The 26,357-nt window shown below is 75.1% G+C and carries 27 protein-coding genes and 1 pseudogene; 15 read left to right on the forward strand and 13 right to left on the reverse strand.

Going from position 1 to position 26,357, the window contains the following annotated elements:
• Nucleotides 1-33: 33 nt before the first annotated feature.
• Nucleotides 34-513 carry a GNAT family N-acetyltransferase gene (locus tag LN037_RS17430; RefSeq protein WP_230754855.1) on the reverse strand — a complete coding sequence of 160 codons (480 nt, stop codon included), beginning with the start codon at nt 511-513 and terminating at the stop codon, nt 34-36.
• Nucleotides 514-639: 126 nt separating this feature from the next.
• Here LN037_RS17430 and LN037_RS17435 point away from each other — a divergent pair, with 126 nt between their 5' ends.
• Together LN037_RS17435 and LN037_RS17440 are read left to right on the forward strand one after the other, a co-directional pair.
• Nucleotides 640-1,359 (forward strand): vitamin K epoxide reductase family protein, encoded by a 720-nt coding sequence (locus LN037_RS17435; RefSeq protein WP_230754857.1) that lies wholly within the window; start codon nt 640-642, stop codon nt 1,357-1,359.
• A 126-nt stretch (nt 1,360-1,485) separates the two neighbouring features.
• The gene (locus tag LN037_RS17440) at nt 1,486-3,918 is read left to right on the forward strand and encodes a heavy metal translocating P-type ATPase (RefSeq protein WP_230754860.1); all 2,433 of its coding nucleotides are present in this window, start codon (nt 1,486-1,488) and stop codon (nt 3,916-3,918) included.
• 44 nt (nt 3,919-3,962) lie between these two features.
• On the opposite strand, the gene LN037_RS17445 is transcribed toward LN037_RS17440, so the two are convergent.
• Together LN037_RS17445 and LN037_RS17450 are read right to left on the reverse strand one after the other, a co-directional pair.
• Nucleotides 3,963-4,700: a DsbA family protein gene (locus tag LN037_RS17445; RefSeq protein WP_230754862.1), complete on the reverse strand. Its 738-nt coding sequence runs from the start codon at nt 4,698-4,700 to the stop codon at nt 3,963-3,965.
• A gap of 101 nt (nt 4,701-4,801) precedes the next feature.
• The gene (locus tag LN037_RS17450) at nt 4,802-6,703 is read right to left on the reverse strand and encodes a cytochrome c oxidase assembly protein (RefSeq protein ID WP_230754864.1); all 1,902 of its coding nucleotides are present in this window, start codon (nt 6,701-6,703) and stop codon (nt 4,802-4,804) included.
• Nucleotides 6,704-6,851: 148 nt separating this feature from the next.
• Here LN037_RS17450 and LN037_RS17455 point away from each other — a divergent pair, with 148 nt between their 5' ends.
• Nucleotides 6,852-7,532: a DUF5134 domain-containing protein gene (locus LN037_RS17455; protein WP_230754865.1), complete on the forward strand. Its 681-nt coding sequence runs from the start codon at nt 6,852-6,854 to the stop codon at nt 7,530-7,532.
• Here LN037_RS17455 and LN037_RS17460 read toward each other — a convergent pair.
• On the reverse strand, nt 7,518-8,276 hold the full coding sequence (locus LN037_RS17460) for a helix-turn-helix transcriptional regulator (protein WP_230754866.1): 759 nt from the start codon (nt 8,274-8,276) through the stop codon (nt 7,518-7,520). The genes LN037_RS17455 and LN037_RS17460 overlap by 15 nt on opposite strands.
• Nucleotides 8,277-8,343: 67 nt before the next feature.
• Here LN037_RS17460 and LN037_RS17465 point away from each other — a divergent pair, with 67 nt between their 5' ends.
• Nucleotides 8,344-9,408 carry a zinc-binding dehydrogenase gene (locus LN037_RS17465; RefSeq protein WP_230754869.1) on the forward strand — a complete coding sequence of 355 codons (1,065 nt, stop codon included), beginning with the start codon at nt 8,344-8,346 and terminating at the stop codon, nt 9,406-9,408.
• A gap of 61 nt (nt 9,409-9,469) precedes the next feature.
• Here LN037_RS17465 and LN037_RS32715 read toward each other — a convergent pair whose 3' ends face one another.
• Nucleotides 9,470-9,811, reverse strand: coding sequence for an MBL fold metallo-hydrolase (locus tag LN037_RS32715; protein WP_308286156.1), 342 nt, complete (start codon nt 9,809-9,811; stop codon nt 9,470-9,472).
• The gene (locus LN037_RS17470; protein ID WP_255694358.1) at nt 9,759-10,349 is read right to left on the reverse strand and encodes an MBL fold metallo-hydrolase; all 591 of its coding nucleotides are present in this window, start codon (nt 10,347-10,349) and stop codon (nt 9,759-9,761) included. The genes LN037_RS32715 and LN037_RS17470 overlap by 53 nt, the downstream gene beginning before the upstream one ends.
• 3 nt (nt 10,350-10,352) lie before the next feature.
• Here LN037_RS17470 and LN037_RS17475 point away from each other — a divergent pair, with 3 nt between their 5' ends.
• Nucleotides 10,353-11,948 (forward strand): CocE/NonD family hydrolase, encoded by a 1,596-nt coding sequence (locus LN037_RS17475; protein ID WP_230754870.1) that lies wholly within the window; start codon nt 10,353-10,355, stop codon nt 11,946-11,948.
• A gap of 72 nt (nt 11,949-12,020) precedes the next feature.
• On the opposite strand, the gene LN037_RS17480 is transcribed toward LN037_RS17475, so the two are convergent.
• The gene (locus tag LN037_RS17480; protein WP_230754872.1) at nt 12,021-13,154 is read right to left on the reverse strand and encodes a response regulator transcription factor; all 1,134 of its coding nucleotides are present in this window, start codon (nt 13,152-13,154) and stop codon (nt 12,021-12,023) included.
• 113 nt (nt 13,155-13,267) lie between these two features.
• Here LN037_RS17480 and LN037_RS17485 point away from each other — a divergent pair, with 113 nt between their 5' ends.
• Together LN037_RS17485 and LN037_RS17490 are read left to right on the forward strand one after the other, a co-directional pair.
• Complete coding sequence (locus LN037_RS17485) at nt 13,268-13,681, forward strand: RidA family protein (RefSeq protein WP_230754874.1); 414 nt, start codon at nt 13,268-13,270, stop codon at nt 13,679-13,681.
• 81 nt (nt 13,682-13,762) lie between these two features.
• Nucleotides 13,763-15,106, forward strand: coding sequence for an FAD-binding oxidoreductase (locus LN037_RS17490; RefSeq protein ID WP_230754876.1), 1,344 nt, complete (start codon nt 13,763-13,765; stop codon nt 15,104-15,106).
• Here LN037_RS17490 and LN037_RS17495 read toward each other — a convergent pair.
• Both LN037_RS17495 and LN037_RS17500 read right to left on the reverse strand, forming a co-directional pair.
• Nucleotides 15,096-15,896: an NAD(P)H-binding protein gene (locus LN037_RS17495; RefSeq protein WP_230754878.1), complete on the reverse strand. Its 801-nt coding sequence runs from the start codon at nt 15,894-15,896 to the stop codon at nt 15,096-15,098. The two genes, LN037_RS17490 and LN037_RS17495, sit on opposite strands and share 11 nt — an antisense overlap.
• 82 nt (nt 15,897-15,978) lie before the next feature.
• Nucleotides 15,979-17,133 (reverse strand): acyl-CoA dehydrogenase family protein, encoded by a 1,155-nt coding sequence (locus LN037_RS17500; protein WP_230754880.1) that lies wholly within the window; start codon nt 17,131-17,133, stop codon nt 15,979-15,981.
• A 169-nt stretch (nt 17,134-17,302) separates the two neighbouring features.
• Here LN037_RS17500 and LN037_RS17505 point away from each other — a divergent pair, with 169 nt between their 5' ends.
• Together LN037_RS17505 and LN037_RS17510 are read left to right on the forward strand one after the other, a co-directional pair.
• Entirely contained in the window at nt 17,303-17,908 is a 606-nt protein-coding gene (locus LN037_RS17505; RefSeq protein WP_230754882.1) for a TetR/AcrR family transcriptional regulator, read from the forward strand.
• Complete coding sequence (locus tag LN037_RS17510) at nt 17,905-19,086, forward strand: oxygenase MpaB family protein (RefSeq protein WP_230754884.1); 1,182 nt, start codon at nt 17,905-17,907, stop codon at nt 19,084-19,086. The genes LN037_RS17505 and LN037_RS17510 overlap by 4 nt, the downstream gene beginning before the upstream one ends.
• A gap of 83 nt (nt 19,087-19,169) precedes the next feature.
• Here LN037_RS17510 and glxA read toward each other — a convergent pair whose 3' ends face one another.
• Genes glxA through LN037_RS17530 form a run of 4 tightly spaced genes read right to left on the reverse strand, consistent with a single transcriptional unit; the run spans nt 19,170 to nt 22,407 of the window.
• Complete coding sequence (gene glxA / locus LN037_RS17515; RefSeq protein ID WP_504756054.1) at nt 19,170-21,155, reverse strand: radical copper oxidase GlxA; 1,986 nt, start codon at nt 21,153-21,155, stop codon at nt 19,170-19,172.
• Nucleotides 21,152-21,679, reverse strand: a complete 528-nt coding sequence (locus LN037_RS17520; protein WP_230754887.1) for a hypothetical protein — start codon at nt 21,677-21,679, stop codon at nt 21,152-21,154. The genes glxA and LN037_RS17520 overlap by 4 nt, the downstream gene beginning before the upstream one ends.
• An 18-nt stretch (nt 21,680-21,697) precedes the next feature.
• Complete coding sequence (locus LN037_RS17525) at nt 21,698-21,952, reverse strand: DUF2630 family protein (protein WP_230754889.1); 255 nt, start codon at nt 21,950-21,952, stop codon at nt 21,698-21,700.
• 26 nt (nt 21,953-21,978) lie between these two features.
• Nucleotides 21,979-22,407 (reverse strand): TIGR03618 family F420-dependent PPOX class oxidoreductase, encoded by a 429-nt coding sequence (locus tag LN037_RS17530; RefSeq protein ID WP_230754891.1) that lies wholly within the window; start codon nt 22,405-22,407, stop codon nt 21,979-21,981.
• A gap of 103 nt (nt 22,408-22,510) precedes the next feature.
• On the opposite strand from LN037_RS17530, the gene LN037_RS17535 reads away from it, so the two are divergent.
• The 6 genes and pseudogenes from LN037_RS17535 to LN037_RS33725 all read left to right on the forward strand — a co-directional run bounded on the left by LN037_RS17535 (nt 22,511) and on the right by LN037_RS33725 (nt 26,319).
• Nucleotides 22,511-23,332 carry an ABC transporter permease gene (locus LN037_RS17535; RefSeq protein WP_230754893.1) on the forward strand — a complete coding sequence of 274 codons (822 nt, stop codon included), beginning with the start codon at nt 22,511-22,513 and terminating at the stop codon, nt 23,330-23,332.
• A 46-nt stretch (nt 23,333-23,378) separates the two neighbouring features.
• On the forward strand, nt 23,379-23,954 hold the full coding sequence (locus LN037_RS17540; protein WP_230754895.1) for a hypothetical protein: 576 nt from the start codon (nt 23,379-23,381) through the stop codon (nt 23,952-23,954).
• Between the two features lie 98 nt (nt 23,955-24,052).
• Nucleotides 24,053-24,385 (forward strand): annotated as a pseudogene (locus LN037_RS17545) (histone-like nucleoid-structuring protein Lsr2); the annotation flags it as partial.
• On the forward strand, nt 24,371-24,646 hold the full coding sequence (locus tag LN037_RS34155) for an Lsr2 family DNA-binding protein (RefSeq protein ID WP_504756056.1): 276 nt from the start codon (nt 24,371-24,373) through the stop codon (nt 24,644-24,646). The pseudogene LN037_RS17545 and the gene LN037_RS34155, both read left to right, overlap by 15 nt.
• Before the next feature lie 78 nt (nt 24,647-24,724).
• Nucleotides 24,725-25,867, forward strand: a complete 1,143-nt coding sequence (locus LN037_RS17550; protein WP_230754896.1) for an acetyl-CoA C-acetyltransferase — start codon at nt 24,725-24,727, stop codon at nt 25,865-25,867.
• 101 nt (nt 25,868-25,968) lie between these two features.
• Nucleotides 25,969-26,319, forward strand: a complete 351-nt coding sequence (locus LN037_RS33725; RefSeq protein ID WP_230754898.1) for a LysM peptidoglycan-binding domain-containing protein — start codon at nt 25,969-25,971, stop codon at nt 26,317-26,319.
• Nucleotides 26,320-26,357 lie beyond the last annotated feature (38 nt).

Genomic DNA, 26,357 nt, shown 5'->3' on the forward strand with positions numbered 1-26,357 from the left:
GGAGCTCCGGTGCCGACGGCACCGGTTCTCCGCTCAGATCGCGCGACGCAGCCGCGACTCCAGGACGGCCGGGTCGCTCGGCAGCGGTCCGCGCTCACCGGTCGCCCGGAACCCGAGCCGGGCGTAGAACCGGCGGGCGCGCTCGTTGCCGTCGACCACCCACAGCGCGACCGCCCGCGCGCCGTCCCCCCGCGCCCAGCCCAGCACCGCCTCGACCAGGCGCGCCGCCGTCCCGTCCCCGCGGTGCGCCGGCTCCACCCACATCCCGACGAGATGGCGGGCGTCCGCGTCGTCCGGGTCGTCGATCCCGACGGCCACGCCGACCACACCGGCCGGGGACCACGCGAGGAACCAGGCGGCCGTCGTGACCCGCTCGACCCACCCGTCGTCGGGAACGGCCTCCTCGCGGGCGAGCGTGGTGGCGAAGGCGCCCGGGGCGTCGGTGAGGGCGCGGAGCCGCACGTCGCGGGCCGCCGCCGCGTCCGCGGCGACCGCCCGGCGGATCGTGATCACGGCGTCATCCTGCGGGAGCCGGACGCGTTCACCCGCGTCGGACACGTCAGGATGAGGATGGGAACCGACGCGGGACGCCGGACGACCGGACCGTCGGAGGCATCGCGTCAGGTGGAGGGGACGAGCATGGCCGAGCACAGCAGGCACCGCGGGAGCATCGCGACGGCGGATCCGACGACGCCGCTCGGCGCCGCCGCGCCGCCCCCGGCGGACGCCGCCGAGGTCGACGGGTTCGACGGGTTCGACGGGTTCGACGACGGCGCCGGCCCGGTCCGCGGGACGGGCTGGGTGCTGCTGGTCGGCGGGCTGGTCGGGCTCGTCGTGTCGATCGTGCTGCTCGTCGAGAAGCTCGACCTGCTCGCGAACCCGGACTACGTCCCGAGCTGCTCGATCGACCCGGTGCTGTCCTGCGGCACGATCATGAAGACCTGGCAGGCATCGCTGCTCGGCTTCCCCAACCCGGTGATCGGGCTCGTGACGTTCCCGCTCGTCGTCGTGACCGGTGCGCTCGTGCTCTCGAGGGTCGAGCTGCCGCGCTGGTACTGGCAGGCCTTCCAGGTCGGCGCGCTCGCCGGGGTCGCGTTCGTGCACTGGCTGATCGCGCAGTCCCTGATCGTCATCCACGCCCTGTGCCCCTACTGCATGGTCGCCTGGGTCGCCGTCCTCGCGATCTTCTGGTTCACCACGATGCACAACCTGCGCGAGGGCAACCTCGGCGGTGACCCGAGCGGGCCCGTGCTCGTCCGCCGGCACGGGTGGGGCCTCGCGGCCTGGTACCTGGTGATCGTCGTGGCCGTCGTCGCCTCGTTCCCCGCCTACTTCGGAGCGATGGTCGGGCTCGCCTGAGAGCTGCTGCTCCGTCCGGAGGAGTCCGCCGACCGCTCGTCGTCGGGCCGCCCCCGGTGATCGCGCTCCCGTCGGGCAGGGCTCAGGCTCGGCGTTCCCGACGACGGGTCTGTCTAGCTTTCCCGCGTGACCGTCACCGACGCCCCCGTCACCACCGAGCTCGCCGTCACCGGCATGACCTGTGGCGCCTGCGTGGCCCGGATCGAGCGCCGCCTGGGCAAGCTCCCCGGCGTCGAGGCGCAGGTCAACCTGGCGACCGGCCGCGCCCGGGTGACGCACCCCGGCGACGTGGACGTGCTGGTGCGCACGGTCGAGAAGCTGGGCTTCGGCGCGTCGGTGGTGGGCTCGCCCGTCCCGACCGAAGGGCACCTTCGCTCGATAGACCCGCCCGTGGGCGCCCCTGATCAGTCCGCCTCCGTGGGCGCCGACCCGACCGAAGGGGCCCTCCGCTCGATAGACCCGACCGAAGGTGCCCTTCGGTCGACCGGGCGGGAGTCCGACGACGACGACGCCCGCGACCACGACCCCGAGCTCACCGACCTCAAGCAGCGCGCCCTCGTGTGCCTGGCGTTGTCGGTGCCGGTCATCGCGGTCGCCATGAACTACGCCTGGCAGTTCCGGTACTGGCAGTGGTTCTCGCTCGTCCTGGCCGCGCCGGTCGTGTTCTGGGGCGGCTGGCGCTTCCACCGGGCGGCCGCGAAGCACCTGCGGCACGGGTCGCTGACGATGGACACGCTCGTGTCGGTCGGCGTGCTCGCGGCGTTCGGGTGGTCGGTCTACACGCTGTTCCTCGGCGACGCGGGGCTCGGCGGCGTACGGCACCGCATCTCGATCATCCCCGGCCCCGACCCGTTCGGCGGCACGCGGACGATCTACCTGGAGACGGCGGTCGCGATCGTCACCGCCGTGCTCATCGGGCGCTGGATCGAGCTGCGCGGTCGCCGCAAGGCCCTCACCGACGGGGGTGCCGGCGCCGACGAGCACGCCACCCCCGACGCCCGCCTGCTGGTGGGGGAGCGGGCGCTGCGGGTGCCGGTCGGGAACGTCGCGACCGGCGACCACGTCGCCGTGCTGCCGGGCGAGACCGTGCCGGTCGACGGCGTCGTCGAGCACGGCACCGCCACCCTCGACGTCGCCGCCATGACCGGCGAGTCCGTCCCCGTCGACGCTGGCCCCGGCACCCGGGTGCTCGCGGGCACCGTCGTCGTCAGCGGCCGGCTCGCGGTCCGCGCCACGAGCGTCGGCGAGGACACCCAGTGGGCCCGCCTCACCCGCCGCGTGCAGGACGCCCAGCTCGGCAAGGCCTCGGTGCAGCGCCTCGCCGACTCGATCGCCGGCCGCTTCGTCCCCGTCGTCATGGTCCTGGCGCTGTACACGCTCGGCTTCTGGTGGTTCGCCGACGCCGACCCGGCCTTCGCGGTCGCCGCCGCCATGGCCGTCCTCGTCGTCGCCTGCCCGTGCGCGCTCGGGCTCGCCACGCCGACCGCCCTCGCCGTCGCCTCGGGCCGCGGCCGCCGGCTCGGCATCCTGCTGCGCGGCCCGCAGGTCCTCGAGACGACGCGGCGGATCGACACCGTCGTCCTCGACAAGACCGGCACCGTCACCACCGGCCGCATGTCGCTCCGCTCGGACGTCCGGACGGCGGGTGTCGCGGCTCCCGAGGTCTGGCGCCGGGTCGCGGCGCTCGAGGCCGAGGTCGACCACCCCGTGGCGCGCGCCCTGGTCGAGGCCGCGCACACCCACCTGCGTGGCAGCGACGCGTCGTTGCTGTCATCCAGTGGCAGGAACGCCGCGTCGTCGACCGACGTCGAGGTGCTCGACGGCCTCGGCGTGCGCGGCACGGTCGAGGGCACCCCCGCCGTGATCGGGCGGCGCCGCCTCGTCGGGGAGCTCCCGGCCGACCTCGACGCCGCCTTCACCGAGGCCGAGGCCACGGGCGCGACCGCGGTGGTGCTGGCCTGGGCGGACACGCCGCAGGGCGCGCCCGTGCCGCGCGCGGTCCTCGTCGTCGGGGACACCGTCCGGGAGACCTCGGTCGAGGCGGTCGCCCGGATGCGGGCGATGAAGCTGCGTCCGATGCTGCTCACCGGCGACAACGCGGAGGCCGCGCACGCCGTGGCCCGCGAGGTCGGGATCGCCCCCGAGGACGTGATCGCGGGCGTGCTGCCGACCGACAAGGCCGACGTGATCGACCGGCTCCGCGCCGAGGGGCGGGTCGTCGCGATGGTCGGCGACGGGGTCAACGACGCCGCCGCCCTGGCCCGCGCCGATCTCGGCCTCGCGATGGGCACCGGGTCCGCGCTCGCCGTGGACGCCGGGGACCTCACGCTGGTCGGGGACGACCTCCGGTCGGTCACCGACGCCCTGCGCCTGGCCCGCCGGACGCTCGCGACGATCCGCGGGAACCTCTTCTGGGCCTTCGTCTACAACGTCGCGGCCCTGCCGCTCGCGGTGTTCGGCCTGCTCAACCCGATGATCGCCGGCGCCGCGATGGGGCTGTCGAGCATCTTCGTCGTCGGGAACAGCCTGCGGCTGAGGCGCTTCGCTCGTGAGCACTGAAGGTCGCTAGAGCGACCCTCGATGCTCACGAGCGCGAAGCGCACCTACAGCGGCGGCGCGACCGCGTCGAGGCGGTCGTCGCCCGGCTGCAGCATCGTCCCGTCCATCACGAGGGCGGGCGTGCCGAAGCTGCCGGTCTTCTGGTGGCGCAGGTCGGGGTCCTTGGCGGCCTTCGCGAAGTTCGCGGCGACCTGTCCGTCGTGCTTCCCGCTGCGCACGCAGTCGGCGTAGCCCGGGCCGGCGCCGAGCCGGGTGCCGAGGTCGACGAGCTGCTCGGCGGTGTAGCCGGTGCCGCCCTCCTCGGGCTGCGCGGTGTAGAGGCTGACGTGGAGGTCGGGGAAGATCCCGTTCTCCGCGCCGCAGAGCAGCGCGTTGCCGCCGAGCGTGGAGTAGCCCGCGGGCTGCGAGCGCTGGTCGAGCATGTTCACGAGGTGGTAGCGGACGCGCAGCTTGCCCTCGGCGACGACCTTCGCGATCCGCGCGCCGCCCCGGGACTCGAACGACTGGCACGCCGGGCACAGCGCGTCCTCGTACACGTCGAGGGTGTGCGGCGCGGAGCGGCCCGCGACGACCACGCCCTCGTCCACGACCGTCGGGAACGGTGCGCCCGCCCGGGAGATCGGGATCGACCCGGCCGGGGTCGCCGGGTCCACCGTGCCGACGGTGCGCTGCGTGAACACCACGCCGCCGATCACCACGGCCAGCACCGCCACGACGACGATGCCGACGACCATCGGCGTCCGCGACCGTCGCCGCTCCGACACCCCCGCGCGCTCGCTCATGTGCGCGACAACGACCGGGCGGGGCCGTCGGCCGAGGGGTTCCCGACGGCGGGTCCGACGCGCGGTCGGGTCGCTGCGGTCAGCGGCGGCTCACCGTCGGCTCAGCGACGTCCCCGCGCGAGGTCCGCGAGCATCGCGTTGTACGCGGTGAGCTCGGCGTCGCCGTCCCGGTCGGCGCGGCGGTCGTGCCGCTCGCCCTCGATCCGGTCGTGCCGCGACCACTGGATCAGCAGCGCGATGATCACGACGACGAGCGGCACCTCGCCCGCGGCCCACGCGATGCCGCCGCCGAGGGACTGGTCGCGGAGCAGGTCCGGCACCCAGGGCAGGGCGAGGTCGCCGTAGAACCGCTGCCCGATCACGGTGTCGGCGCCCAGCAGGGCGACCCCGAAGAACGCGTGGAACGGCATCGAGGCGAGCAGCAGGGCCAGCCGGGCGACGTGCGGGAGCGGCCGCGGGGAGCGGTCGACCCCGATGATCGGCCAGAAGAAGAGGTAGCCGGAGGCCATGAAGTGCAGGTACATCAGCTGGTGCGCCCAGTGGTACGGCAGCGCGGCCTCGTAGATCGGCGAGAAGTACAGCGCGTAGAACGAGCCGACGAACACGACCAGCGAGACCACGGGGTGGGTCAGGACCCGCGACACCGGTGAGGCGATGAGCGAGAGCAGCCAGTCGCGCGGCCCCGGCGGCTCCTCCCCGGCGGGCAGGGCACGCAGCGCGAGCGTGACCGGACCGCCGAGCACCAGCAGGATCGGCACCAGCATCGACAGCAGCATGTGGCTGCCCATGTGCACGCTGAACTGGGCCATCGCGTACTCGCCGAAGCCGCTCGTCGTCGTCCACACGAGCAGCGCGCAGCCGCCGAGCCAGGCGGCGGTGCGACCCGGCGGCCACGTGTCGCCGCGGCGTCGCAACCGCAGCACACCGGCGACGTAGAGCCCGGCGAGCGCCAGCGCCAGCACGTCGAGGAGCACGCTGAACCGGCCCGGCGCGAGCAGGGTCAGCACCGTCGGGGGCCCGGGCAGCTCGAACCCGATGAGCGTCTCCTGGGCGCTGGCGGGTCGCAGCAGCCCGGGTGGCAGCCCGGCCGCGAGCAGGCCGGTGACGGCCGTGCCCGCGGCGACCAGGGCCGCCGTCGGGAAGAACGCGCCGCGGAGGTGGACCAGGAACGCGGCGGCGACCAGCACGAGCTGGGCGAGCGCGAGCCACCCGTAGAGCGTGGTCCAGCCGTCGCGGACGAGGTACGCCGCGACGATCGCCAGGCCGGCGAGCGCGACCGGGCCGCACACCAGGCCCGCGCGGCGGGCGCGTCGGCGCACGACGTCGGCGTACGGGTGGCCCTGCGCCAGGTGCCCGGAGGCCGTCGCCGCCACCCCGAGCCACACCGCGAGGGCGAGGGCGGCGAGGACGGCGGCGTCGGTCGCGATGTCGTGGCCCGCGCCGACGCTCGCGACGACGCCGGTGGCCACCGGGGCGACCACCGCGAGCGCCGCCGGGGCGAGGGCCCCCACCGCGGAGCGCCAGGAGAACGTCACCCGGCACATCACGGCGACGACGGCCGCGGCGACCGCGCTGACCAGCAGCCCGGCGGGCTCCTCGAGGGCGCCCAGCGAGGCGAGGAAGGCGTCGGGCAGCGAGAGGACGCGCGGATCGCCGCCGGTCCCGACGATGACCGTCAGCGGGACGAGGACGGACGCCGCCACCGCCCAGACGGCGGCGACCAGGCCCACCCGCCGCACGGCGACGTAGGCGTGCGCGGACAGCTTCGCCCCGCCGTCCCGGCCCGGGAGCACCGCGACGGCCGCGACGAGCCCGCCCAGCGTGAACCCGGCGGCGAGGGCGACGACCATCCGCACGAGCGGGGTCGCGATCCGCAGGCCCTCGTCCGGCGTCGACACCCCGAGGGCACGGAACGGTGTGTCCCCGACCCCTCCGACGACGAGCACCACCGCGACGACGGCGAGGACGAGCCCAGCACCCGTCGTCAGGAACCGACGTGCCACGACCGGCGACCTCCTCGTACGACACCCTGTCGTACCAGTGTCCACCAGGGCCGCGGGGGTTCACAGCGCGGAGGGCCTCCGCGAAGCTGAGAGGACCTGAACGCCTCGTACGGTCACAGGGACACGACCCGCTGGGAGGACCGCCGTGGTGGAAGGTTGGACGGGAGTCGCGATCGCGACGCTCTTCGTCCTGACGACGGCGCTGTGCGGGCTCTCGCTCGGCGCCCACGGCGCCCGGCGCAGCCGACGCCTCGCCGCGGCGGAGGCGAACCACGTCGTCATGGGCGTGGCGATGATCCTCATGGCGGCGCCGCTGACCGCCGACCTCGTGGTGCCGGGCGTCGGCGTCCTCGTCTTCGGCGTGGCCGCGGCGGGCTGGCTCGGGGTGCTGCTCACCGCGCGCCTGCTCGACGAGCCGCTGGGCTCGGTGATCGGGCGCGACCGCTGCACCGGCCACCCGGTGCACCTGCTGCTGGTGAACGCCGCGATGGTCGCGATGTACGTGGCGATGCTGCCCGGCGGTGGCCACGCGCACGGCACGCACGAGATGCCGGGCATGGCCGTGCCGGAGACGCCGGCGCCGGGGATCACGCCGGTGCCGGTGGTGGCGGGGCTGCTCGCGCTCTACCTCGTCGGGCACGCGATCGCGACGGCGGTCGTGGTCGTCCGCCGCGCGCCGTGCCACGAGGCCGCGCCGCTCGAGCCCACCGACGGCCCCGTCGCCGTCGCCGCGCGGCCGGTCCGGGTCCTCGCGCACGGCCGGGTGCAGCTCGTCGGGCAGGCCGGGATGGGCGTGGCGATGGCCGCGATGCTGCTACTCGGGGTCTGACGGGCCGTAGACCACGAGCGTCAGGTCGGGGCGCTCGGCGGGGTGCAGGGCGGTGTGGGTCAGCGTGACCACCGTCCCGTCGGGACGCCGGACGCGTTTGGTGCCCGAGCGGTCGTCGCGCACGTCCTGGCGGTCCCACCAGCGGGCGGCCTCGGCCGACGTCTCCCGCAGCCGCGTCACGACCTCGGCGATCCGCCCGTCGTCGGGATGGCGGGCGCTCGCGGCGCGCAGGCGGGCGAGGACGCCGAGCTCGACCTCCTCCCGGTCGGGCAGCACCTCGCCCGCCGTCGGGTCGGTGAACACCCACAGGGCGACGTTGGGCGTCATGCCGCGGAAGAGCGTCCGGGCCGTCGCGTTCAGGGCGAGCACGTCGAAGCTCGCGGCCGTGACGTAGGCCGGGCGCGGGTCGAGCGCGTCGACGAGGTCGGCGAGGGCCGGGTCGACCCGCTCCGGCCCGGCGGGCGGGCCGTCGGGGACGAGCCCGGCGAGGCGGAACAGGTGGTCGCGCTCGTCGTCGGTGAGGCCGAGCGTCCCGGCGATGGCGCCCAGCACCTGGGCGGACGGCCGGACCGGGCGGCCCTGCTCGAGGAACGTGTACCAGCTGGTGCTCACGCCGGAGACCAACGCGACCTCCTCCCGGCGCAGCCCGGGCGTGCGGCGCCGCCCGCCGGCGGGGAGCCCGAGCTCGTCGGGGGAGCGGCGCTCGCGACGGTGGCGCAGGAAGGCGCCCAGCTGGGCGGTCACGGGTACCTCCGGTACCAGGATGAGCGGCGGATGGATACCAGGCTAGTCGCGGCGCAGGGTCGGGGACATGCGCGCATGGATGCTCGACGAACCCGGGGCCGCCCTCCGCCTGGCCGAGGTGCCGGACCCGACGCCGCGACCCGACGGAGTGCTGCTCGAGGTGCTCGCCGTCCACGTCCCGGCCTACACCGACGTCGTCACCCAGGCCGGGCCGCGGGGCGGGGTGCCGACCCCGCTCGTCCTCGGGGTCGGCGGCGTCGGCCGGGTGGTCGCGGTCGGGGAGGACGTGTTCGGCGTGACAATCGGCGACGTCGTGGCGCACAGCGGGCTGCTCGGCTCGGACGACGTCGTGGCGCCGGAGGAGTTCCTCACCGGCTGGACCGGGATCGGCGGCCGCGGCGAGCGGACCCCGACGATCGCGGCGATGCAGGACCGGTGGCGCGACGGGACCTTCGCGGAGCGGGTCCTCGTCCCGGCGGCGGCCGTGGTGCGGCTGCCGGGCGCGACGGGAGCACCGCACGAGGCGCTGCTGGGCTGGTTCGCCGTCGCGGCCGAGGCGCTCGACCGGGCCGAGCTGCAGGCCGGACACGAGGTCGCGGTGCTCGGGGCGACCGGCCAGCTCGGGACGGCGGGCGTGCACCTGGCGCTGGCGCGGGGCGCCTCGCGGGTGGTGGCGGTCGGGCGCGACGTCGACCTGCTGGCGGGCCTGGCCGGCCTCGACGCCCGGGTGCGGGCGGTGCGGCTCGCGGACCGGGCGGCGACGACGGCGGCGATCGGCGAGGTCGACGTCGTGCTCGACGCGCTCGGCCCGGTGCCGAGCGCGGAGCCCACGCTGGCGGGCCTCGACGCGGTACGTCCGTGCGGGGCGATGGTGCTGGTCGGCGGGGTGCGGGAGGACCTGGTGATCCCGTACGGGTTGCTGATGCGGCGGCGGTTGCGGCTGCTCGGCTCGTGGATGTTCCGCCGCGAGACGCTGCTGCGGGTGTGGCGACAGGCCGCGGCGGGGGTGCTCGACCTGGGATCGCTGCCGGTGCGCGTCGTCGGCCTCGGCGACCCGACGGCGGCGGTGGACCTGGCGGCGCGGACCGGGGGATCGGGCTTCGTCGTGCTGGTGCCCGGCCTGACCACGTAGGTCTGGAACGGCCGTGTGTGGTGCGTGGCAATCCTGTGCACCAGACACGGCATTCGTCGACCTAGGGAGTCGGGAGGTGCATCCCGGTCGGCTCCGGGAAGGGCGTGCCGAGCAGGAGGGCGTCGTGTTCCCGCACCCACGCCAGCAGCCGATCGCGCGTCCGGCGGGCCTGCGCCGGGTCGACGTCGACGCAGCTGCCGATCTCCGGGTGCCGCAACTGCACCGGGTGGTGCACGGCGTCGCCGCTGATCAGCGCGGTCTCGTCCCCCGAGCGCAGCTCGACCGACACATGCCCGGGCGTGTGGCCCGGCGTCGGGACGAGGCGGACCTCCGAGGTGAGCGCGAGCCCGTCATCGGGAACGTCCGGCGTGTCGAGCAGGCCGGCGTCGCGGACCGGCAGCACCGAGTCGGCGATCATCTGCGCCCGGGCCGGCTCGAGCTCGACCGACGTCCAGTACCCACTCGGCCGCCGGGGCGAGGTGGCGGACGCCGGGGAAGGTCGGGACCCAGGCGCCGTCGACCAGGGTCGTGTTCCACCCGACGTGGTCGGCGTGCACATGGGTCATGACGACGAGGTCGACCGCTCCCGGGCCGAAGCCGGCCGCCTCGGCGTGGGCGAACCAGTCCGTGTCGAGGTCGTGCCACGCCGGGTTCGCGCGCTGCTTGTGGTTCCCCACCGCGGTGTCGACGAGGATGCGACGCCCCTCCGACTCCACGGCGAACGAGTGCGTGGCGAGGCGGAGGGACCCGTCGTCGTGTCGGAAGGTCGGCGCGAGCTCGGCGGCCTGTTCGGGCGTGACGTCGGGCAGCAGCCACGTGGCGGGCGGCGGCGGGAGGATCGCCTCGTCGATCCGGTGGACGACGACGTCACCGATCTGCCAGCTGCGCGTGGGTCGACGCCAACGCAGAGTTCTTTGCTTCAGCGGCGGGGCTACGGTCATGCCGTGTCCCCTGTGATCGACAGCGGCGTCGAGATGACCACCCGCGACGGCGTGGTGCTCGTCGCCGACGTGTACCGCCCCGCGGCCGGGGGAGCCTGGCCGACGCTGCTGCACCGCACGCCCTACGACCGCACCGACCCCACCCTCGTCAGCGCGATCGTCGCGGACCCGCTGTGGCTGGCCCGGCAGGGCTTCGCGGTGGTGGTGCAGGACGTGCGGGGGCGGTTCGCCTCGGGCGGCGACACGGACTTCGCCGTGCAGGAGGTCGACGACGGGTACGACGCCGTCGAGTGGGCCGCCGCGCAGCCGTGGAGCACGGGCGACGTCGGGATCTACGGCTCGTCGTACCACGCGATCGCGGCGCTGAACGCCGTCGCGGCGCGGCCGCCGCACCTGAGGGCGGCGCTCGCGATGATCGGCGGCGCCGACATGGAGGCCACGTCCTGGCCGGGCGGCACGTTCGAGCTGGGCTTCCTCGCGCTCTACTCCCTCGGTCAGACCGTCGACACGCTGCGGCGCACCGGCCGGCTCGACCGGCTCGCGGACGTCCAGAGCGCGGCGACCGACCCGCTCGGCACGGTGTCGACGCTGCCGCTGACCGCTCTGCCGGTGCTCGACGACCCGGCGATCGCGCCGGCCTGGCACGACCGGCTCGCCCACGGTCCGGGCGACCCCTGGTGGTACCGGCACCCGAACGTCCACCGCGACCCGTCCCTGGTCGAGGTGCCGGTGCTGCAGGTCGCGGCCTACCGGGACTTCCTCTCCCCACCGATGTTCCGGCTGGCCGAGGCGTTGGGGGAGCCCCACCGGTTCGTCGCCGGGCCGTGGGCGCACGGCGGCGTCTACACCGGCCACACCGGGGCGCGGGTGCTCCCGGACACGGCGGGCGGGGTCGGCGCGTGGGGAGCCCTGATCGCCGCCTGGTTCGACCGCCACCTGCGCGGCGGCGAGGGCCGACACCGGTTCCTCACCGACGACCCCGTGCACTACTACCTCGGGGGCGAGAACCGGTGGACGAGCGCGGCGAGCTGGCCGCCCCCGTCGTCGTTCGAGGACCTGGGTCTGCTCGACGGGGCCCGCTCCTTCCGCGCCGATCCCCGCCACGCCGTCCCGACGACGGGTGGCGCGATGTCCGCGCCGCCGCTCGGCCCGGACGGCATCCAGGACCAGCGGGTGCTCGACGGTCGCGACGACGTGCTCGTGCTGGTCACCGGGCCGCTGACCGAGCCCCGGACGATCGTCGGCCGTCCGCGGCTGGAGCTGGACTTCTCGACGACGGCCGTGGACGCCGACGTCTGCGCGACGCTCGTCGACGTGGAGCCGGACGGCTACGCGGTGCCGGTCGCGGAAGGGGCGGTGCGGCTGCGCCACGTCCTCGGGCGTCTCGTGACGCCCGGGGAGCAGGTCGCGGTGACCGTCGAACTCCACGACACCGCGCACGTCTTCCGGGCCGGCCACCGCCTGCGCGTGCAGATCGCCGGGTCGTCGTTCCCGCGCCGGAGCCGGAACCTGCACACCGCCACCGCCCCGGAGCACGGGACGCTCGACGAGGCCGTCGTCGCGACCCACACGGTGCACGCGGCGACGCTCGTGGCGTAGGGCCGGTCGTCGGTCCCGGCCCGGGACGGAGCGCGCCGGCACCGACACGGTCACCGCGCCGTCCTCGGAGCTCTACGAGGCCGCGAACCAGCCCGAGGGCGCCAGGCCCGCGCCGCTCGCCATCTGCGGCGCGTAGTGGTCGGAGAACACCTGGGCGATGAGTTCGCGCCGGCTCCGCACCCCGACCTTCGCGAACACGCGCTTGAGGTGGTCCTGGACGGTGTAGGCCGACAGGTGCAGGGCCCGTGCGATGTCGGCGGTGTCGACGCCCTGCAGCACGCGGGCGACGACGTCGCGCTCGCGGTCGGTCAGCCCGTAGGAGGCGACGACCAGCGGGATGATCTCGGGCGGTCGGGCGTCGTCGATGGTGACCACGACGTCCGGGGTGCCGCCGTCCCGGCTGACCAGCGGCGACGCGTGGGCGACCACCCACCGGCCACCCGCCGCGCGCATGCGCGCCCGCGGCGTCGCCGCCCCGGGCGTCGAGCTCATCCGGCGGGCGGCGGCGACCAGGGCCTTGACGATCTGGGGGAGCTGCGCGGCGCCGAGGTCGGCGCACCCGAGGTCGGCGAGCCGCTCGGCCGCTCCGAGGTTGGCCGAGGCCACCTCCCCGCGGCCGTCGACCACGAGCACCGCCGGACCGGACACCGCGGGTCGCGCCTCGTCGGCCCCGGCGGCGGCCGCCGCGACGAGCCCGCTGCGCAGACCCCGGGCGAGTCCCTCGGAGACCGACGCGACGAACGCCTGCTCGGCGGCCGTGAACGCGCGGCCCTCGTGGAAGAGGGCGAGCCCGCCCCAGGTCACGCCGTCGACGCTCAGCGTCACCCGCAGCTCGTCGGAGAAGTCCCACACCGGCGAGAACAACTCGGCCCAGCGCCGGGACCGCGCCGGGTCCCCGCCGGTCGAGGACTGCAGCGTCACGACACCGCCACCGCCGCAGGAGAGGGAGCGGAAGTCGTAGAGGTCGTCGACCTCGTACTCGTGGAACGACCACTCCACGTCGTGGTCGTTGTCCAGCCCACCGCTCTTGACGTTCGCGGTGACGATGTGGGTGGCCGGGTCGACCGAGGCGAAGCAGCTCGCGGCGAACGGCATCGCACGGTGCAGCGTCTCCACCGCGGTCCGCCCGAAGGTCTCCCAGTCCAGCCCGGCGACCGCGAGCGCGTCGATCTGTCCGCGGACCCGCTCGGGGCTCAGGGCGACCATGTGACGCACAGTAGCTCGCGTTGGAGCGTTCGAGGTATCCCAGATTTCTGGGGGCGGGAGTGCCCAGGTCGCTGGGATGGGCCTGACGACGGCGGGTCGCCAGAGTTCTCGCCATGACGAACACCGAGCTCGACAGCACTATTCGGATCAACCCGACCACCTGGAACGTCGGGCTGCACTACGACCAGGCCCAGCTCCGGCCGGCGCCGAAGTGGTTACTCACCGTCGCCGGGCAGGGGTCGATCGCCGAGGACGGCGCCCTGCTGCACGCCGACGACATGGCGGCGCAGATGGCGCTCGCCATGCGCGGCGTCGAGTCCCTGCTCGCCGGCGGCGGCATGGACCTCCGCGACGTCACCCGCCTCGTCGTGTACGTGACCGACATGGACGCCGCCCTCGCGTCCTACGGCGCCCTCACCGAGCGGCTCGCCGCCCTCGGCGCCACCCCGCCCGCGACGCTCGTCGAGGTCTCCCGCCTCGCCCTGCCCGGCATGAGCGTCGAGATCGACGCCACCGCGGGCCGCTGAACGCGCTCGTGCGGGAGCCCCGCCCGGGAGCTCCCGTCGTCCGGACCCGCAGCACCCACACCCCCTCGAAGGAGACCCCTCATGTCCGCCGCAAGCACCTCGACCGACTTCCGCGCGATCCGTTCGTCTGACCCCGGCTACGACGTCGCGGTCGCCACCTTCAACACCGCGCACCGGCCACGACCCGACCTGGTGGTGGAGGCCCGCAGCCCCGACGACGTGGTCGCCGCGGTCCGCCGCGCCCGGACCGAGGGCCTGCCCGTGACGGTCCAGGCCACCGGCCACGGCATCGCCTCCGACCTGGCCGGCTCCCTGCTGATCTCCACGCGACACCTCGACGACGTCCACGTCGACCCCGACCGCGCGGTCGCCGTGGTCGGCGGGGGCGCCACGTGGGCGCAGGTCATCGCCGCCGCGACCCCGCACGGCCTCGCGCCGGTCTGCGGCTCGTCCTCCGGCGTCGGCGTCGCCGGCTTCCTCCTCGGCGGCGGGCACGGACCGCTGTCGCGGGAGTTCGGGGTGGGCTCCGACCACCTGCGCCGGGCCCGCGTCGTCACCGGTACCGGCGAGCTCGTCGACACCGACGACGACCCGGACCTCCTCGCCGCCCTCCGTGGCGGCAAGGCCGGCCTCGGCGTGGTCGTCGAACTCGAGGTGGCCCTCCACCCCGTGGCCCGCCTCTACGGCGGCGGCGTCTTCCTCCCGGGCGAGGCCGCTCCGGAGGTCCTGCCCGCCTGGCGGGACTGGGTCACGACGCTGCCCGAGCACGCCTCCAGCTCGATCGCCCTGCTCCGGCTCCCGCCGGACCCCGCGCTGCCGCCGCCGCTGCAGGGCCGTTTCGTCGTGCACCTGCGCTTCACGACGACGGGTCCTGCCGAGGAGGGCGAGGCGCTGCTCGCCCCGCTGCGCGCGCCGGAGGTCGAGCCGATCGCGGACCTGGTCGGCGAGATGCCGTTCGCCGCGATCGACTCCGTGCACGCCGACCCGACCGACCCCATGCCGGTGTGGGACGCGTCGACGCTGCTCGGAGGGCTGCCCGACGCCGCCCTCGACGCCCTGCTCGCCGTCGCGGGCCCCGGCGTCGAGACCCCGCTGATCATGGCCGAGCTGCGGGCGTTCGGCGGGGCGATCACCCGCCGTCCGGACCTGGACTCGGTCGCGGGCCGGGACGCGCCGTTCGGGCTCTATGCGCTCGGGCCGATGGTGCCCGAGCTGGGCGGCGTCGTGCCCGTCGTCGTGCAGGGCGTCGTCGACGCGCTGAAGCCCTGGTCGGCGGGCGTGCTGCCGAACTTCCTGGGCGCCGCGCAGGCCGGGGTGATCGGCCGGGCCTGGGACGACGCGACGCTGACCCGGCTGCTCGCCACGGCCGGGAGGGTCGACCCGGACGGGCTGTTCCGTCGGGTCGGCACCCGCCTCAGCGCGTGAGGGCGGTGCGGGCGAGGACGTCGAGCCCGAGCGCGGGACGGCCGAGCAGCGTGGGCACCGCCGGGTCCACCTGCCCGGCCTCCCCGCGGCGGTAGTGGGCGTAGTCCTCGACGAGTCCGTCGGCCTGCCAGGCGGGGAGCACCCCGTCGAGCAGGCCGCGGAACGTGTCGGGGTCGAGGTCGGCGAACTCCACCCCGAGCGCCGCGGCGAGCTCGGCGTGGCTCACGGCGGCCGGGCCGGTCAGCGTGTACGTCGCGCCGGCGTGCCCGTCCCCGGTGAGCACGACGGCGGCGACGGCCGCGATGTCGCGCACGTCGATCACGCTGACCCGGGCGTCGCCGATCGGGGCGCCCAGCACCCCGCCGTGGGCCGCGTCCGCCACGGCCTGCACGAACAGGTTCGGCCGCAGCACCGTCACCTCGAGCGGCGACGCCGCGAGGTGGGCCTCGACCTCCGCGTGCCACCGCAGGAACCGCACCGGCGAGTCCGCCCGCGCCCCGAGCTGCGACAGCACGACGAGCCGTCGGACCCCCGCCGCGACGGCCAGATCGGCGCACCGGATCTGCTGCTCCGCCGCCCGCTCCGACGACGGGGAGTTGAGGAAGACCGCGTCCACGCCGGCGAGGGCCGCGGCGAGCGACGCCGGGTCGTCCAGGTCGGCCACCACCTCACCGGACCGCCCCGTCGCCCGTCGGACCATCGCGCGCACCGTCACCCCGCGCGCCACCAGGTCCGGCACGAGCTCCGTGCCGATCCGGCCGTTGGCCCCGGTCACGAGCACCGTCGTCATCCCGCCCACCTCCATGTCGAGAGCACTGCTCTCACAACATGGCACGGGCTTCGTCCGGAAGCAAGATCAGTGCTCTCGGTTGTCAGTTCTCGGGCGGTCGCAGTCGGTGCCGACCGACGGTCCGGTCGGCCTCGGCGGAGTAGAAGACGTGGCCGGCGACCGCGTGGAGGTCACGGAAGCAGCGCTGCAGCGGGTCGTCGAGGCGCATGGACGAGGCGCCCGCGTGGCGGTAGCAGACGTCGACGACGTCCACCGCCGTCCGCAGCGCGTGGGCGGTCGCCATCGCCAGCCGCCCCTGCGCGCGCGGATCGGGGGCCCCGGCGCGCACGGACTCCCACAGGTCGGCGGCCGCGGTGTCGGCGAACACCCGGGCGGCGGCCAGGGCGCACTCGGCGCGGCCGATCGCGGCCTGCACCTCCGCGTCGTCGGCCACCGACCAGCGCGACTGCAGCCCGCGCGTCTTGTCCCGCGCCCGCTCCACGAACTCGTCGACGGCGCGACGCGCGACCCCGAGCGGGAAGGCGACCACTCCGACGTTGACCAGGTCGCCGATCCCGAAGCGCGCGTACGGCCCGTCGTGGGCGCTGACGGCCCCGGGGCCGGCGGCGAACGTCCGCTCGGCCGGGACCCACACCTCCTGCACCTGCACGTCGTGGCTGCCGGTGCCACGCAGGCCCATCGTGTCCCAGTGGTCGATCACGCCGACCTCGTCGTCGGCGAGGAACACCACACGCGTCTCGGGGTCGTCCGTGCCGGGGACGACGGCGCCGACCTGGTGCCACGGCGTGTGCTTCACCCCGGAGTTCCACTCCCACCGCCCGGTCACCCGGTAGCCGTCGCCCTCGGGCGTCGCCGTGCCGGTCGGGGCGAACACACAGCTCGCACCCGCCCCCGGGCGCGGGGCCAGCAGGTCGGCCGCGACGGCCGGGTCGAGGCGGCCGAAGAACGACGACGCCGTCATGCCGATCAGGCCCGCCCACGCCGTGGAGGCGTCGGCGTGCGCCAGGCGCTCGATCACGTCGAGGATGGCGACGGGGTCGGCCTCGAGCCCGCCGAGCGCCCGGACGCGCTGCAGCCGGAACACTCCGGCGTCCTCCAGGGCCGCCGCGAGGTCGGCCGGGACAGTGCGCTCCCGTTCGGCCTCCGCGGCCCGGGCGCGGATCTGCGGCAGGAGGTCGTCGACGCGGGCGCGGACGTCGTCGAGGGTGGGCACGAGGGCGTCGCCGACGATGGTCACGAGATCCATGCTGCCGCCCGACGGACGCTCCCGGGAACCCGTGCGCGCCTCGAAGGGGGCGGCCCCGCGGGGCGCGACACCGTACCGGCCCCGTCGTCCGGCAGCCACGGTCGGGCGATCCGCGTCCGACCGGGCCGCGACCGCATCAATCCGTACTAGCGTACGGATTGTGGACGGACGCCGGAGCCGCAGCACACGGACCCGCGGGGCACTGCTCGACGCCGCGATCGAGATCATCTGCACCCGGGGCGTCGCCGCCGTCACCCAGCGCGCGGTGGCGGCACGGGCCGACACGTCCCTGGCGGCCACGACCTACCACTTCCGGACCGCCGAGGATCTGCTCGTCGCCGCCTTCGAGCTGACGGCGTCCCGGACGATCGCCGACATGCGTCGGCTCGGCCGCGAGGCCGACGAGCAGGGCCTCGGCGTCGTCGACGCCGCCATGGCCGTCGTCGCGCGCACCCCGCACGGCGACCGCCTCCCGGCGGACGGCGTCATCCAGCTGACGCTCACGGCCATCCACAACCCGCGGCTGCGACCGGTCGCCGAGACGTTCATCGAGGAACTCGCCGACCTGTTCGCGACGCGGATCGGCGATCCCGACCGCGCCCGCACGCTCGCCCGGGCGCTCTCCGGGCTGATCCTGCACGAGATGGCCCGCGGCTCGGCGACGCCCTCCGCCACCGTGCGCGCCGACATCACCCGGCTCTTCGACGCCTTCGGCGTCACCGACCCCACCCCCGCACCGGACCTCGTCGACCAGGAGCACCGATGACCGCGACCGCCACGTGGCCGACCGGACGGGCGAGCCGCACCGCCGTCCTCGCGCAGTTCGGGGAGGGCCGCGCCGACCTCATGCAGTGGGCGCTGACCACCGGGGACCCGCTCGCCGACGCCGTCGTCGCCGAGATGCACGACCTGGGCATGTCGCGCGCCCGGCCCCTGCTCCGACAGGGAGTCCGCGACGGCCTCGACTCCCTCGCCGACCCGCCGCCCGCGCTCGCCGCCCTCCTGCGCCAGGCCGAGAGCCCGCCGGACTACGTCGACGACGAGCTGCTCGACGACCTGCCGCGCGCCTGGTTCAGCTCGCCCACCCCGGTCCACATCGTGTCGCTGAGTGCCGGGGCCCTGGTCCGGGTCTACGAGTCCCCGTCGATCGCGAAGGTGCTCTCCACCACCGGCCGACTCGTCGACGGCGCCGAGCGGCGTCTCACCGAGACCGGGAGCTGGCTGACGCAGGCGATGCTGCCCGGCAACCTGCGCCGGGGGCGACCGGGCTACGTCGCGACCCTCGAGGTGCGCATGCTGCACGCGCACATGCGCCGGCTCGCCCTCGACCGCGGCTACGACGCCGACGTGGACGGCGCGCCGGTCAACCAGGTCGACCTCGCCCGGACCTGGATGGACTTCACCCTGACCTCCTACCGCGCCGAGGAACGGCTGGGGTTCGACCTCACCGGCCGCGAGCTCGCCGGCCTCTACCGCTACTGGTGGTACGTCGGGCACCTGCTCGGGGTCGACGGCCGGCTGGTCGAGGGCATCACCGGCCACGACGCCGCGCGCCGTGTCGACGACGTCCTGCAGGCCGTCACCGGCCCGATCTCGGACGACTCCGCCCTCCTCGCCGCCGCCACCCTCGACTCGATCGCGAGCCTGCTCCGGGACCTCCTCCGGATCCCGACCCGGTTGTCCCGGCCCACCCTCGACGCCATCATCCGCCGCGTCCACGGAGCGGCGACGAGCGAGGACCTGCGCGTCCGCCCCGCCCCGCTCGCCGACGCCCTGCTCGGGCCGGCCGTCGCGGGCCTCCGTCGGACGCGGGCCGCGCGGCGACGCTCGCCCGAGCGGTGGCAGCAGGCCATCGACGCCACGATCGCCGCCGAGCGGGAGCGGGCCGCCGCTCCCGGTGAGCCTGCCGCGTACGCGCGCGGAGCCACCGGATCGACCGACTGACTCCGCCTCCCACGGCAGCGAAGCGTCGTTGCTGTCAGCCAGTGACAGCAACGACGCTTTCCTGCCACGAAGGGGGCGACCCCCTACGGCACCCGCACCATCGACCCGACCGACGGCACCCCGCGGTCGTCGACCAGGACGAGCATGTAGTTGCCCACCTGCATCGTCTCGATCTCCCGTGGGAGCGTGAGCTCCAGCGAGTCGGCCCCCGTCGCCCGGGCCTCGACGGCCACCGAGAACTGGTCGACCGCCGTCACGTGCGTGGACGACATCAGCCGCATCAGCCGCACCTTCTGGATGCGCTCCGCGTCCGGGGTCTGCACCGACACCGTGGTGCCGCGCCGCATGACGTCGGGGGCCGACGTGATCTCCGGACGCTTCCCGCCCTGGAACAGGTAGGGCGGCGTGTAGATCTCGAGGCGCTGCTCGAAGGTGCCCGGGATCGTGTTGCGCTCGTCGTCGAAGAGCGGGTCCGAGCCCGCCGTCAGGACCCGTCCGTCGGGCAGCAGGACCGCCTGGCCGTGGTAGTTGCGCCCGACCACCGGGTCCGCCGCCTCGACCAGCGTGCCGCCCGGCCCGCCCTCGGGACGCAGCAGGTGGGCGTCGAGGACGTCGGAGTCGCCCTTGCCGCGGTAATCGCGCGACCCGTGACTGATGAGCATCGAGTCGTCGGGCAGCGTCGTGAGGTTGGGGTAGCGCACCGGGTCGGGCAGCATCGGGCCGGGCCGGAACGCCGGCTCGGGGGAGTCGAGGTCGATCTCGTCGATGCGCGCCGTGGTCAGCGGGCTCTCCCCGATCCCGCCGCCCCCGACGACCACCATCCGCTGGTCCTGCACCGGGCCGAGCCAGGCCGAGCCCGCCGTCTCGAGGAGGTTCGGGTCGCGCAGACCCGGGACCGGGGTGAGCACGTTGGTGTCGAGGTCCCAGAAGCCCGGCAGTCGTCCGGCCTCGGCCGGTCCGTAGCCGGAGTTCGTCCCGCTGTAGAAGAGCCGGTTGGGCTGCTCGGTGGCGAAGACGGCGGGGTAGGTCGGGAAGTACTGGGTGAGCTGCTTGTCCTCGACGAAGCGGTTGGTCCGCGGGTCGAAGTGCTCGGTCTCGCCGTTGAGGACGTTGCCGATGTTGTCCAGTCCGGACAGCGTCAGCACGTCGCCGTTGGGCAGCGGCGTCAGCGTCGGGTACCAGCGCGCGAAGTCCATGTCGTCCACGCGGGACCAGGTCTCGGCGACCGGGTCGAACGTGTACGCGGCCTCGGTGCCCTGGTAGTTCTGCTTGTCCAGGGTCAGCGCCTCGCCGAGCCCGTAGACGTCCTTCGCGGCGGCCGGGTCCAGGCCGGTGATGGCGAACTGCAGGCCGGGCTGGAGCGTGATGCCCTGCGGGCCGGGCTGCACCGCTTCGACGAACACCCGCTCCTCGGCCGCGGTGACGGTGGCCCCGGTGCGGGTGGCGACCTTCGTCGCGGGCGGGACCACGTTCGGCCGGATGGTCCGGTAGGCCTTGCCCTCGGGGGAGACGAACTCGGTGCCGACCGGGATGTCGCGCCCGACGTCGGGATTCTCGTTCTTCACCCGCATCGCGCCGCCGGCGTAGGTCACGGCACCGTCGAGCTTCTCGTAGCGGGCCGTGCCGCCGGCGACGAGCAGGCGGCCGTCGGGCAGCAGCGTCTGGCCGGCGCAGAACATGTCGTCGGGGACGGGGATGACCTTCGAGGCGCCGGTGGCGGGGTCGTAGAGGAGGCTCTTGAGCGCCCTCGTCGCGAACATGTCCTCCTTGTTGCCCGACCCGGCGATCAACATGATCTTGCCGGAGGGCAGCAGGGCGGAGTGGATGGCGTTGACGCGCTGGTCGACGGGCAGCTCGAGGACGTCCCACTTCCCGAACTGGCGCTGGTACTCGATCGAGTTGATCAGCTGCTGGTAGCGCCAGTCCTGCACGTAGGCGAGTGCGGGCGGCAGGTTGACGCCGAGCAGGACGGCGAGCGCGATGGCGGTCAGGACGAGAGGTCGGAGCCGGCGCGAGGTGCGCAGGACGACACCTCCTCGGGGAGCGGGGTGTGCGGGGCCCGGGGTCAGGCCGGCAGCGGCGGGCCGCGTGCCCCGCTCGCGTCGACCGCCCGGCCCACGCCCAGCCCTTCCCGACGACGGGTCGCGGCGACCGCCGGGCCCCGGCGGGACCCCGTCGGGCGCCGCCACCAGCGTCGGGGCAGCACGCGGTCGGCGGTGTCGCGCAGGTCGTCGGCGAGGCGCGCGCCGCCGAGCAGGAGCAGCGCGGCGGCCAGCGCGGCCGCGCCGTGCACGCCGAGCGCGGCGACCGCGGTGACGACGTGGTGGTCGGCCGCCGCCAGGACGGCCTCGAGGGCCACCTGGCCGAGCAGCAGCACGGCGAGCGCCGTCCACGGCCCGCGGGACACCCGGCCGGTGCGCAGCGCGAGCAGGCTGACCACGCCGGACACCGCGACGACGACGGTCAGGACGATGCCCGTCGGGCGGGCGCCACCGCCCACGAGATGGGCGGCGAGCGCGAGGGCGGTGCCGACGGCGGCCGCGACCGGGACGCGATGGACCGGGATGTCCGGTCCGTGCCCCCCTGTCCGCATGAGGGCGACTCTAGGTGACTACTGTCGGTAGCCCTCGACCGTCCCGGCGTCGCGCTCGTGCGCCTCGCCCGGGTCGTGCCCGGCGTCGCGCTGCGCCTGGCGCTGGCGCTTGAGGTCGAACAGGCGGTCGCGCTCGATCTGCAGGTCGCGCAGGCGGTCCGCGTCGGCGTCGTCGAGCCCGCCGTGGGCGGCGCTGCGCAGGGCGTGCTCGGCCTCGGCGTTCTCGTCGATCGCGCGGGCGAGTTCGTCGTCGGTGCGGGGTTCGTCGGCCATCCCCCCACCCTCCCGCACTTCCGCGGTCAGTTCGAGTACACGCGGGTCGGCGACACGAACACGGCCGCCCGCCGGTCCCGGGCCATGGTCGCGTCGAACGCGTCCCAGTCGTCGTGGGCGCCCCCGGCGGCGGTGAACACGGCCCGCAGCAGCGCGGGCACGTCGTCGACCCCGGGCAGCGGGTCGTCGGGGCCGGCGATCTCCACCGACCCCTCGACCGTGCCCCAGCGCCACCCCGAGCGCGCGGTCACCGCGGTCCACGGCCGCCGGCGGAGGTTGCCGAGCTTCGCCCGGCCGTACGTGACGAAGGCGAGCACGTCCTGCCCGGTCACCGGGTGCGCCAGCACCCCGGCGTTGACCACCGAGGACTGGATCGACCCGTCCGCGCGGGCCGTGGCCACCACCACCAGGCCGCGCTCCTCGGCGGCGAGGGCACCGAACTCGGCGAGGTCCATCCGGCCATCCTGCCCCGGCCGACCGCCCGCGGGAACCGATGCGGCCGGCACCGGTTCCCGGGCACGGTCCGGGCGTCCGTGTCACGCGTCGTGACGACCGGTCGTGCGCCATCGCGTCGTGCTGCCGGGCGGCGTCCGGACCAGCACGATGATCGACGTGGCGGTCGAGGTCCCCGGGGAGCGTGCCCGCCGCGCGTGGCGCGTCCTGCTCGCCACCCCCGACCTCTGGGCCACGCCCCTCCTCCTCGTCGTAGGCCTGCTCGTCGCCGTCGGCACCGTCTACGCGGGGCGGCTCGACTCCCTCGAACAGCGCGCCCTCGACCCCGCGAACGTCCTCGGCCAGCTCTCCCAGCACCTCGTGCTCACGGCGTACTCCACCGCCCTCGTGCTCGCCGTCGCCGTGCCGCTGGGGCTCGTCCTGAGCCGTCCCCGGTTCGTCCTCGTGGCCCGGGCGGTCGCCGTGGTCGGCGGGTTCGCGCAGGCGCTGCCGGCCTTCGGGGTCCTGATCCTGCTCGGCTTCTGGCGCTTCGGGCTGCCCAGCGCCGTCCTCGGGCTGACGCTGGCCGCCTTCCTCCCGGTCCTGCGGAACACGATCGTCGGCCTGCAGGAGGTGGACGAGACGCTCGTCGAGGCGGCCCGCGGCATGGGGATGTCGGCCCCGCAGTGTCTGCTCCGGATCGAGATCCCGCTCGCGGTGCCGGTGATCGTCGCCGGGGTGCGGGTGGCCCTCGTGCTCAACGTCGGCACCGCGACGCTCGCCTCCTACATCGGCGCGGGCGGGCTCGGGGCGTTGATCCAGCAGGCGCTGCTGCTGAACCGCCTCACCGTGCTCGTCGTCGCCGGCTCGCTCGTGGCGGCGCTCGCGCTGCTGGTCGACTGGCTCGCGGGCCTCGTCGAGCGGGCCGTCGTGGCGCGCACGGCGTGAGCACGGCGGACCGGACCTGACCGCCTCTCCCGCCACGCTCGCCGTCATGAACCCGGTGGAGACGTTCCGGCAGGCCGACCGCGCGATCGAGGGCGTCGTCGAGAGCATTCCCGACGACGGGTGGGAGCGGGTCCCTGCGCCCGTCTTCGCCTCCGACCCGCTCGGCGGCCGTCCGGTGCGGGACGCCGTCGCGCACCTCGCGCGGGACGAGGCGTGGATCCCCTCGCAGCTGGCGGGGGAGACGATGGCGGAGGCGGGCGAGCCCGACGTCGGGCCGTTCCCCGACCTGGCCCGCCGGGCGCGCGAGGCCGCGGACGCCGTGACCGACCTCGGCGCGACCGTGCACTCGTCCTTCGGCGACCAGACCGTCGAGGAGTACCTCTGGCAGCTCGTCGTCGCGCGTGCCCTCGGGCCGAGGCGCTGGCACGGGCCGTGGGGCTGGCGTCGCCGGTCGACGACGAGCTCGCGACGGCCGTGCTCGTCGGGCTCGAGCCGCGGGCGGAGCTCTGGCGACAGGTGGGCATCCTGCTGCCCGCACGGCCCCCGGAGTCGGGCTCGGCCCGCGACCGGCTGCTCGGACTCTGCGGTGTGTGAGCGTGATCGCGGCCGTGTCCGGCCCTGATCGTCGGGGTCACCTGGTAGGACCAGCGCGGGGAGCGGGCCCGGGGGGACCGGCGACCTCCGAGCCCACCCACCCCGGCCGACCCGAGGAGTACAGGCATGGCCACCAGGACCACGGTCACGTGGGTCGACGACCTCGACGGCGGCACCGCCGAGGAGACCGTCGACTTCGGACTCGACGGCGCGTCCTACGAGATCGACCTCTCCGCCGCGAACGCCGGGGAACTGCGCGCGGCACTGGAGCGCTACGTCGCGGCCGCCCGCCGCAGCGGTGGCCGCCGGACGGCCACCGCGGCACCCGCGCCGGCGCCCGCGACCGCCCCGTCGTCCTCGTCCCGCGAGCGCAACCAGGAGATCCGCGCCTGGGCCACCGAGCACGGTGCCGGGCTGTCGGCCCGTGGACGGCTCCCGGGCTGGGTGGTCGAGGCGTTCGAGGCCGGCGACCCGTCGTTGCTGACCCGCGCGGACGAGGCGGCCCCCGCCCGGCCCGCTCCCGAGGCGGAGGCTGCGCCGTCGGAGGCGGCCGCGTCGGGGCCGGGCGAGGAGAAGCGTGGCCGCGACGGGCTGACGGCGACCGAGCGCGAGCGGATCCGCGCCTGGGCGATCGACGAGGGCATCGAGGTGAAGGCGCGCGGTCAGCTCACCAAGGACCTGATCGCGAACTACCGGGCCACGACGTCCCGGCAGGGCTGAGATCGACGCCGCTGGCGTCAGCCGTGGTCCACGACTGACACTGACGGTCAGGAACCGCACACGCTCGTAGGAGGCGCCGTGGCCGACGCGTACATCGTCGACGCCGTCCGCTCGCCGGTCGGGACCCGCAAGGGCAAGCTCGCCGACGTCCACCCCGCCGACCTCGGGGCGCACGCGTTGACGGCGCTCATGGAGCGGACCGGCGTCGACCCGGGCGCCGTCGAGGACGTGCTGATGGGCTGCGTGACCCAGCTCGGCCCGCAGGCCGGGGTCATCGGCCGCACGGCCTGGCTCTCCGCGGGCTTCCCCGAGCACGTCCCCGGCACCACGATCAACCGCGCCTGCGGCTCGTCGCAGCAGGCGCTGCACTTCGCGGCGCAGGCCATCATGTCCGGGACGCAGGACCTCGTGGTCGCGGCGGGCGTCGAGAACATGGCGATCGTGCCGATCGACGCGAACGCCGCGGTCCTGGAGCGCATGGGCACCCGGCGCGAGGGCGCGAAGTGGATCCAGCGCTACGGCGAGCAGGAGATCAGCCAGTTCCGCGGTGCGCAGCTGATCGCCGAGAAGTGGGGCATCACGCGGGAGCGGATGGAGGAGTTCGCCGTCGAGTCGCACCGGCGGGCCGCGGTCGCGACCGACGAGGGCCGCTTCACCGGGCAGATCGCGCCGCTGAACTTCCTCTCCCACGACGAGGGCATCCGGCCGAACGTCGACCTGGAGAAGATGGCGTCGCTCCCGCCGCTGCGGGAGGGCTACGCGCTGACCGCGGCCGTGTCGTCGCAGGTGTCGGTGGGGTCGGCGGCCATGCTGATCGCCTCCGAGCAGGCGATGCGGGAGCACGACCTGGAGCCGATCGCGAAGGTCTCGACGATGGCCGTCGTCGGGGAGGACCCGGTCCTCATGCTCACCGGGCCCATCCCGGCGACCCGGTCGGTCCTGAAGAAGGCCGGCCTGACGATCGACGACATCGACCTCTTCGAGTGCAACGAGGCGTTCGCGCCGGTCGTGCTCGCGTGGGCCGAGGAGACCGGCGCGCCGCTGGAGCGGACCAACGTCAACGGCGGCGCCATCGCGATGGGCCACCCGCTGGGTGCCACCGGGGCCGTGCTCGCCACCAAGCTCGTGCACGAACTCCGTCGCACCGGGGGCACCCGGGGCCTGCAGACGATGTGCGAGGGCGGCGGCCAGTCGAACGCGACGATCATCGAACGGGTCTGAACAGCCCAACCCCCGGGGCCGGCCGCGCCGGATGTTCCGACCACTGAGGGATCGACTTCTCCCTGCTCGCGTGAGCTCTCCGGGGCTCGCACCATGGACGGGTGAGCCTCGGGCGGGTGGTCGGAATCCTCGTGCTGGCGCTCGTGCTGTACGCGATCGTCTCCCAGCCGCTGACCTCGGCGGCGACGGTGCGCAACGGCGGCGACGCCCTGCAGGAGGCGGGGACGAGCCTGATCCAGTTCGTGCGGGGCGTGGCGCCGGGCGGCGGGTCGGGGTCGTCGTCGGGGTCCTCGTCGTCGGCGTCCTCGTCGGGCACCTACACCGTGCGCCCGGGTGACACGCTCTCCTCGATCGCGGCTCGGTACTCGGTCAGCCCGGCCACGCTCGCGGATCGCAACGACCTCGCCGACGCCGATCTGATCCGGCCCGGCCAGCGCCTGTCGGTGCGCTGACCGCTCCCGGGCGCAAGATCCCGACCCGCCGAGCAAGG

This window comes from Actinomycetospora soli (genome assembly GCF_021026295.1).
Classification (GTDB): Bacteria; Actinomycetota; Actinomycetes; order Mycobacteriales; family Pseudonocardiaceae; genus Actinomycetospora; species Actinomycetospora soli.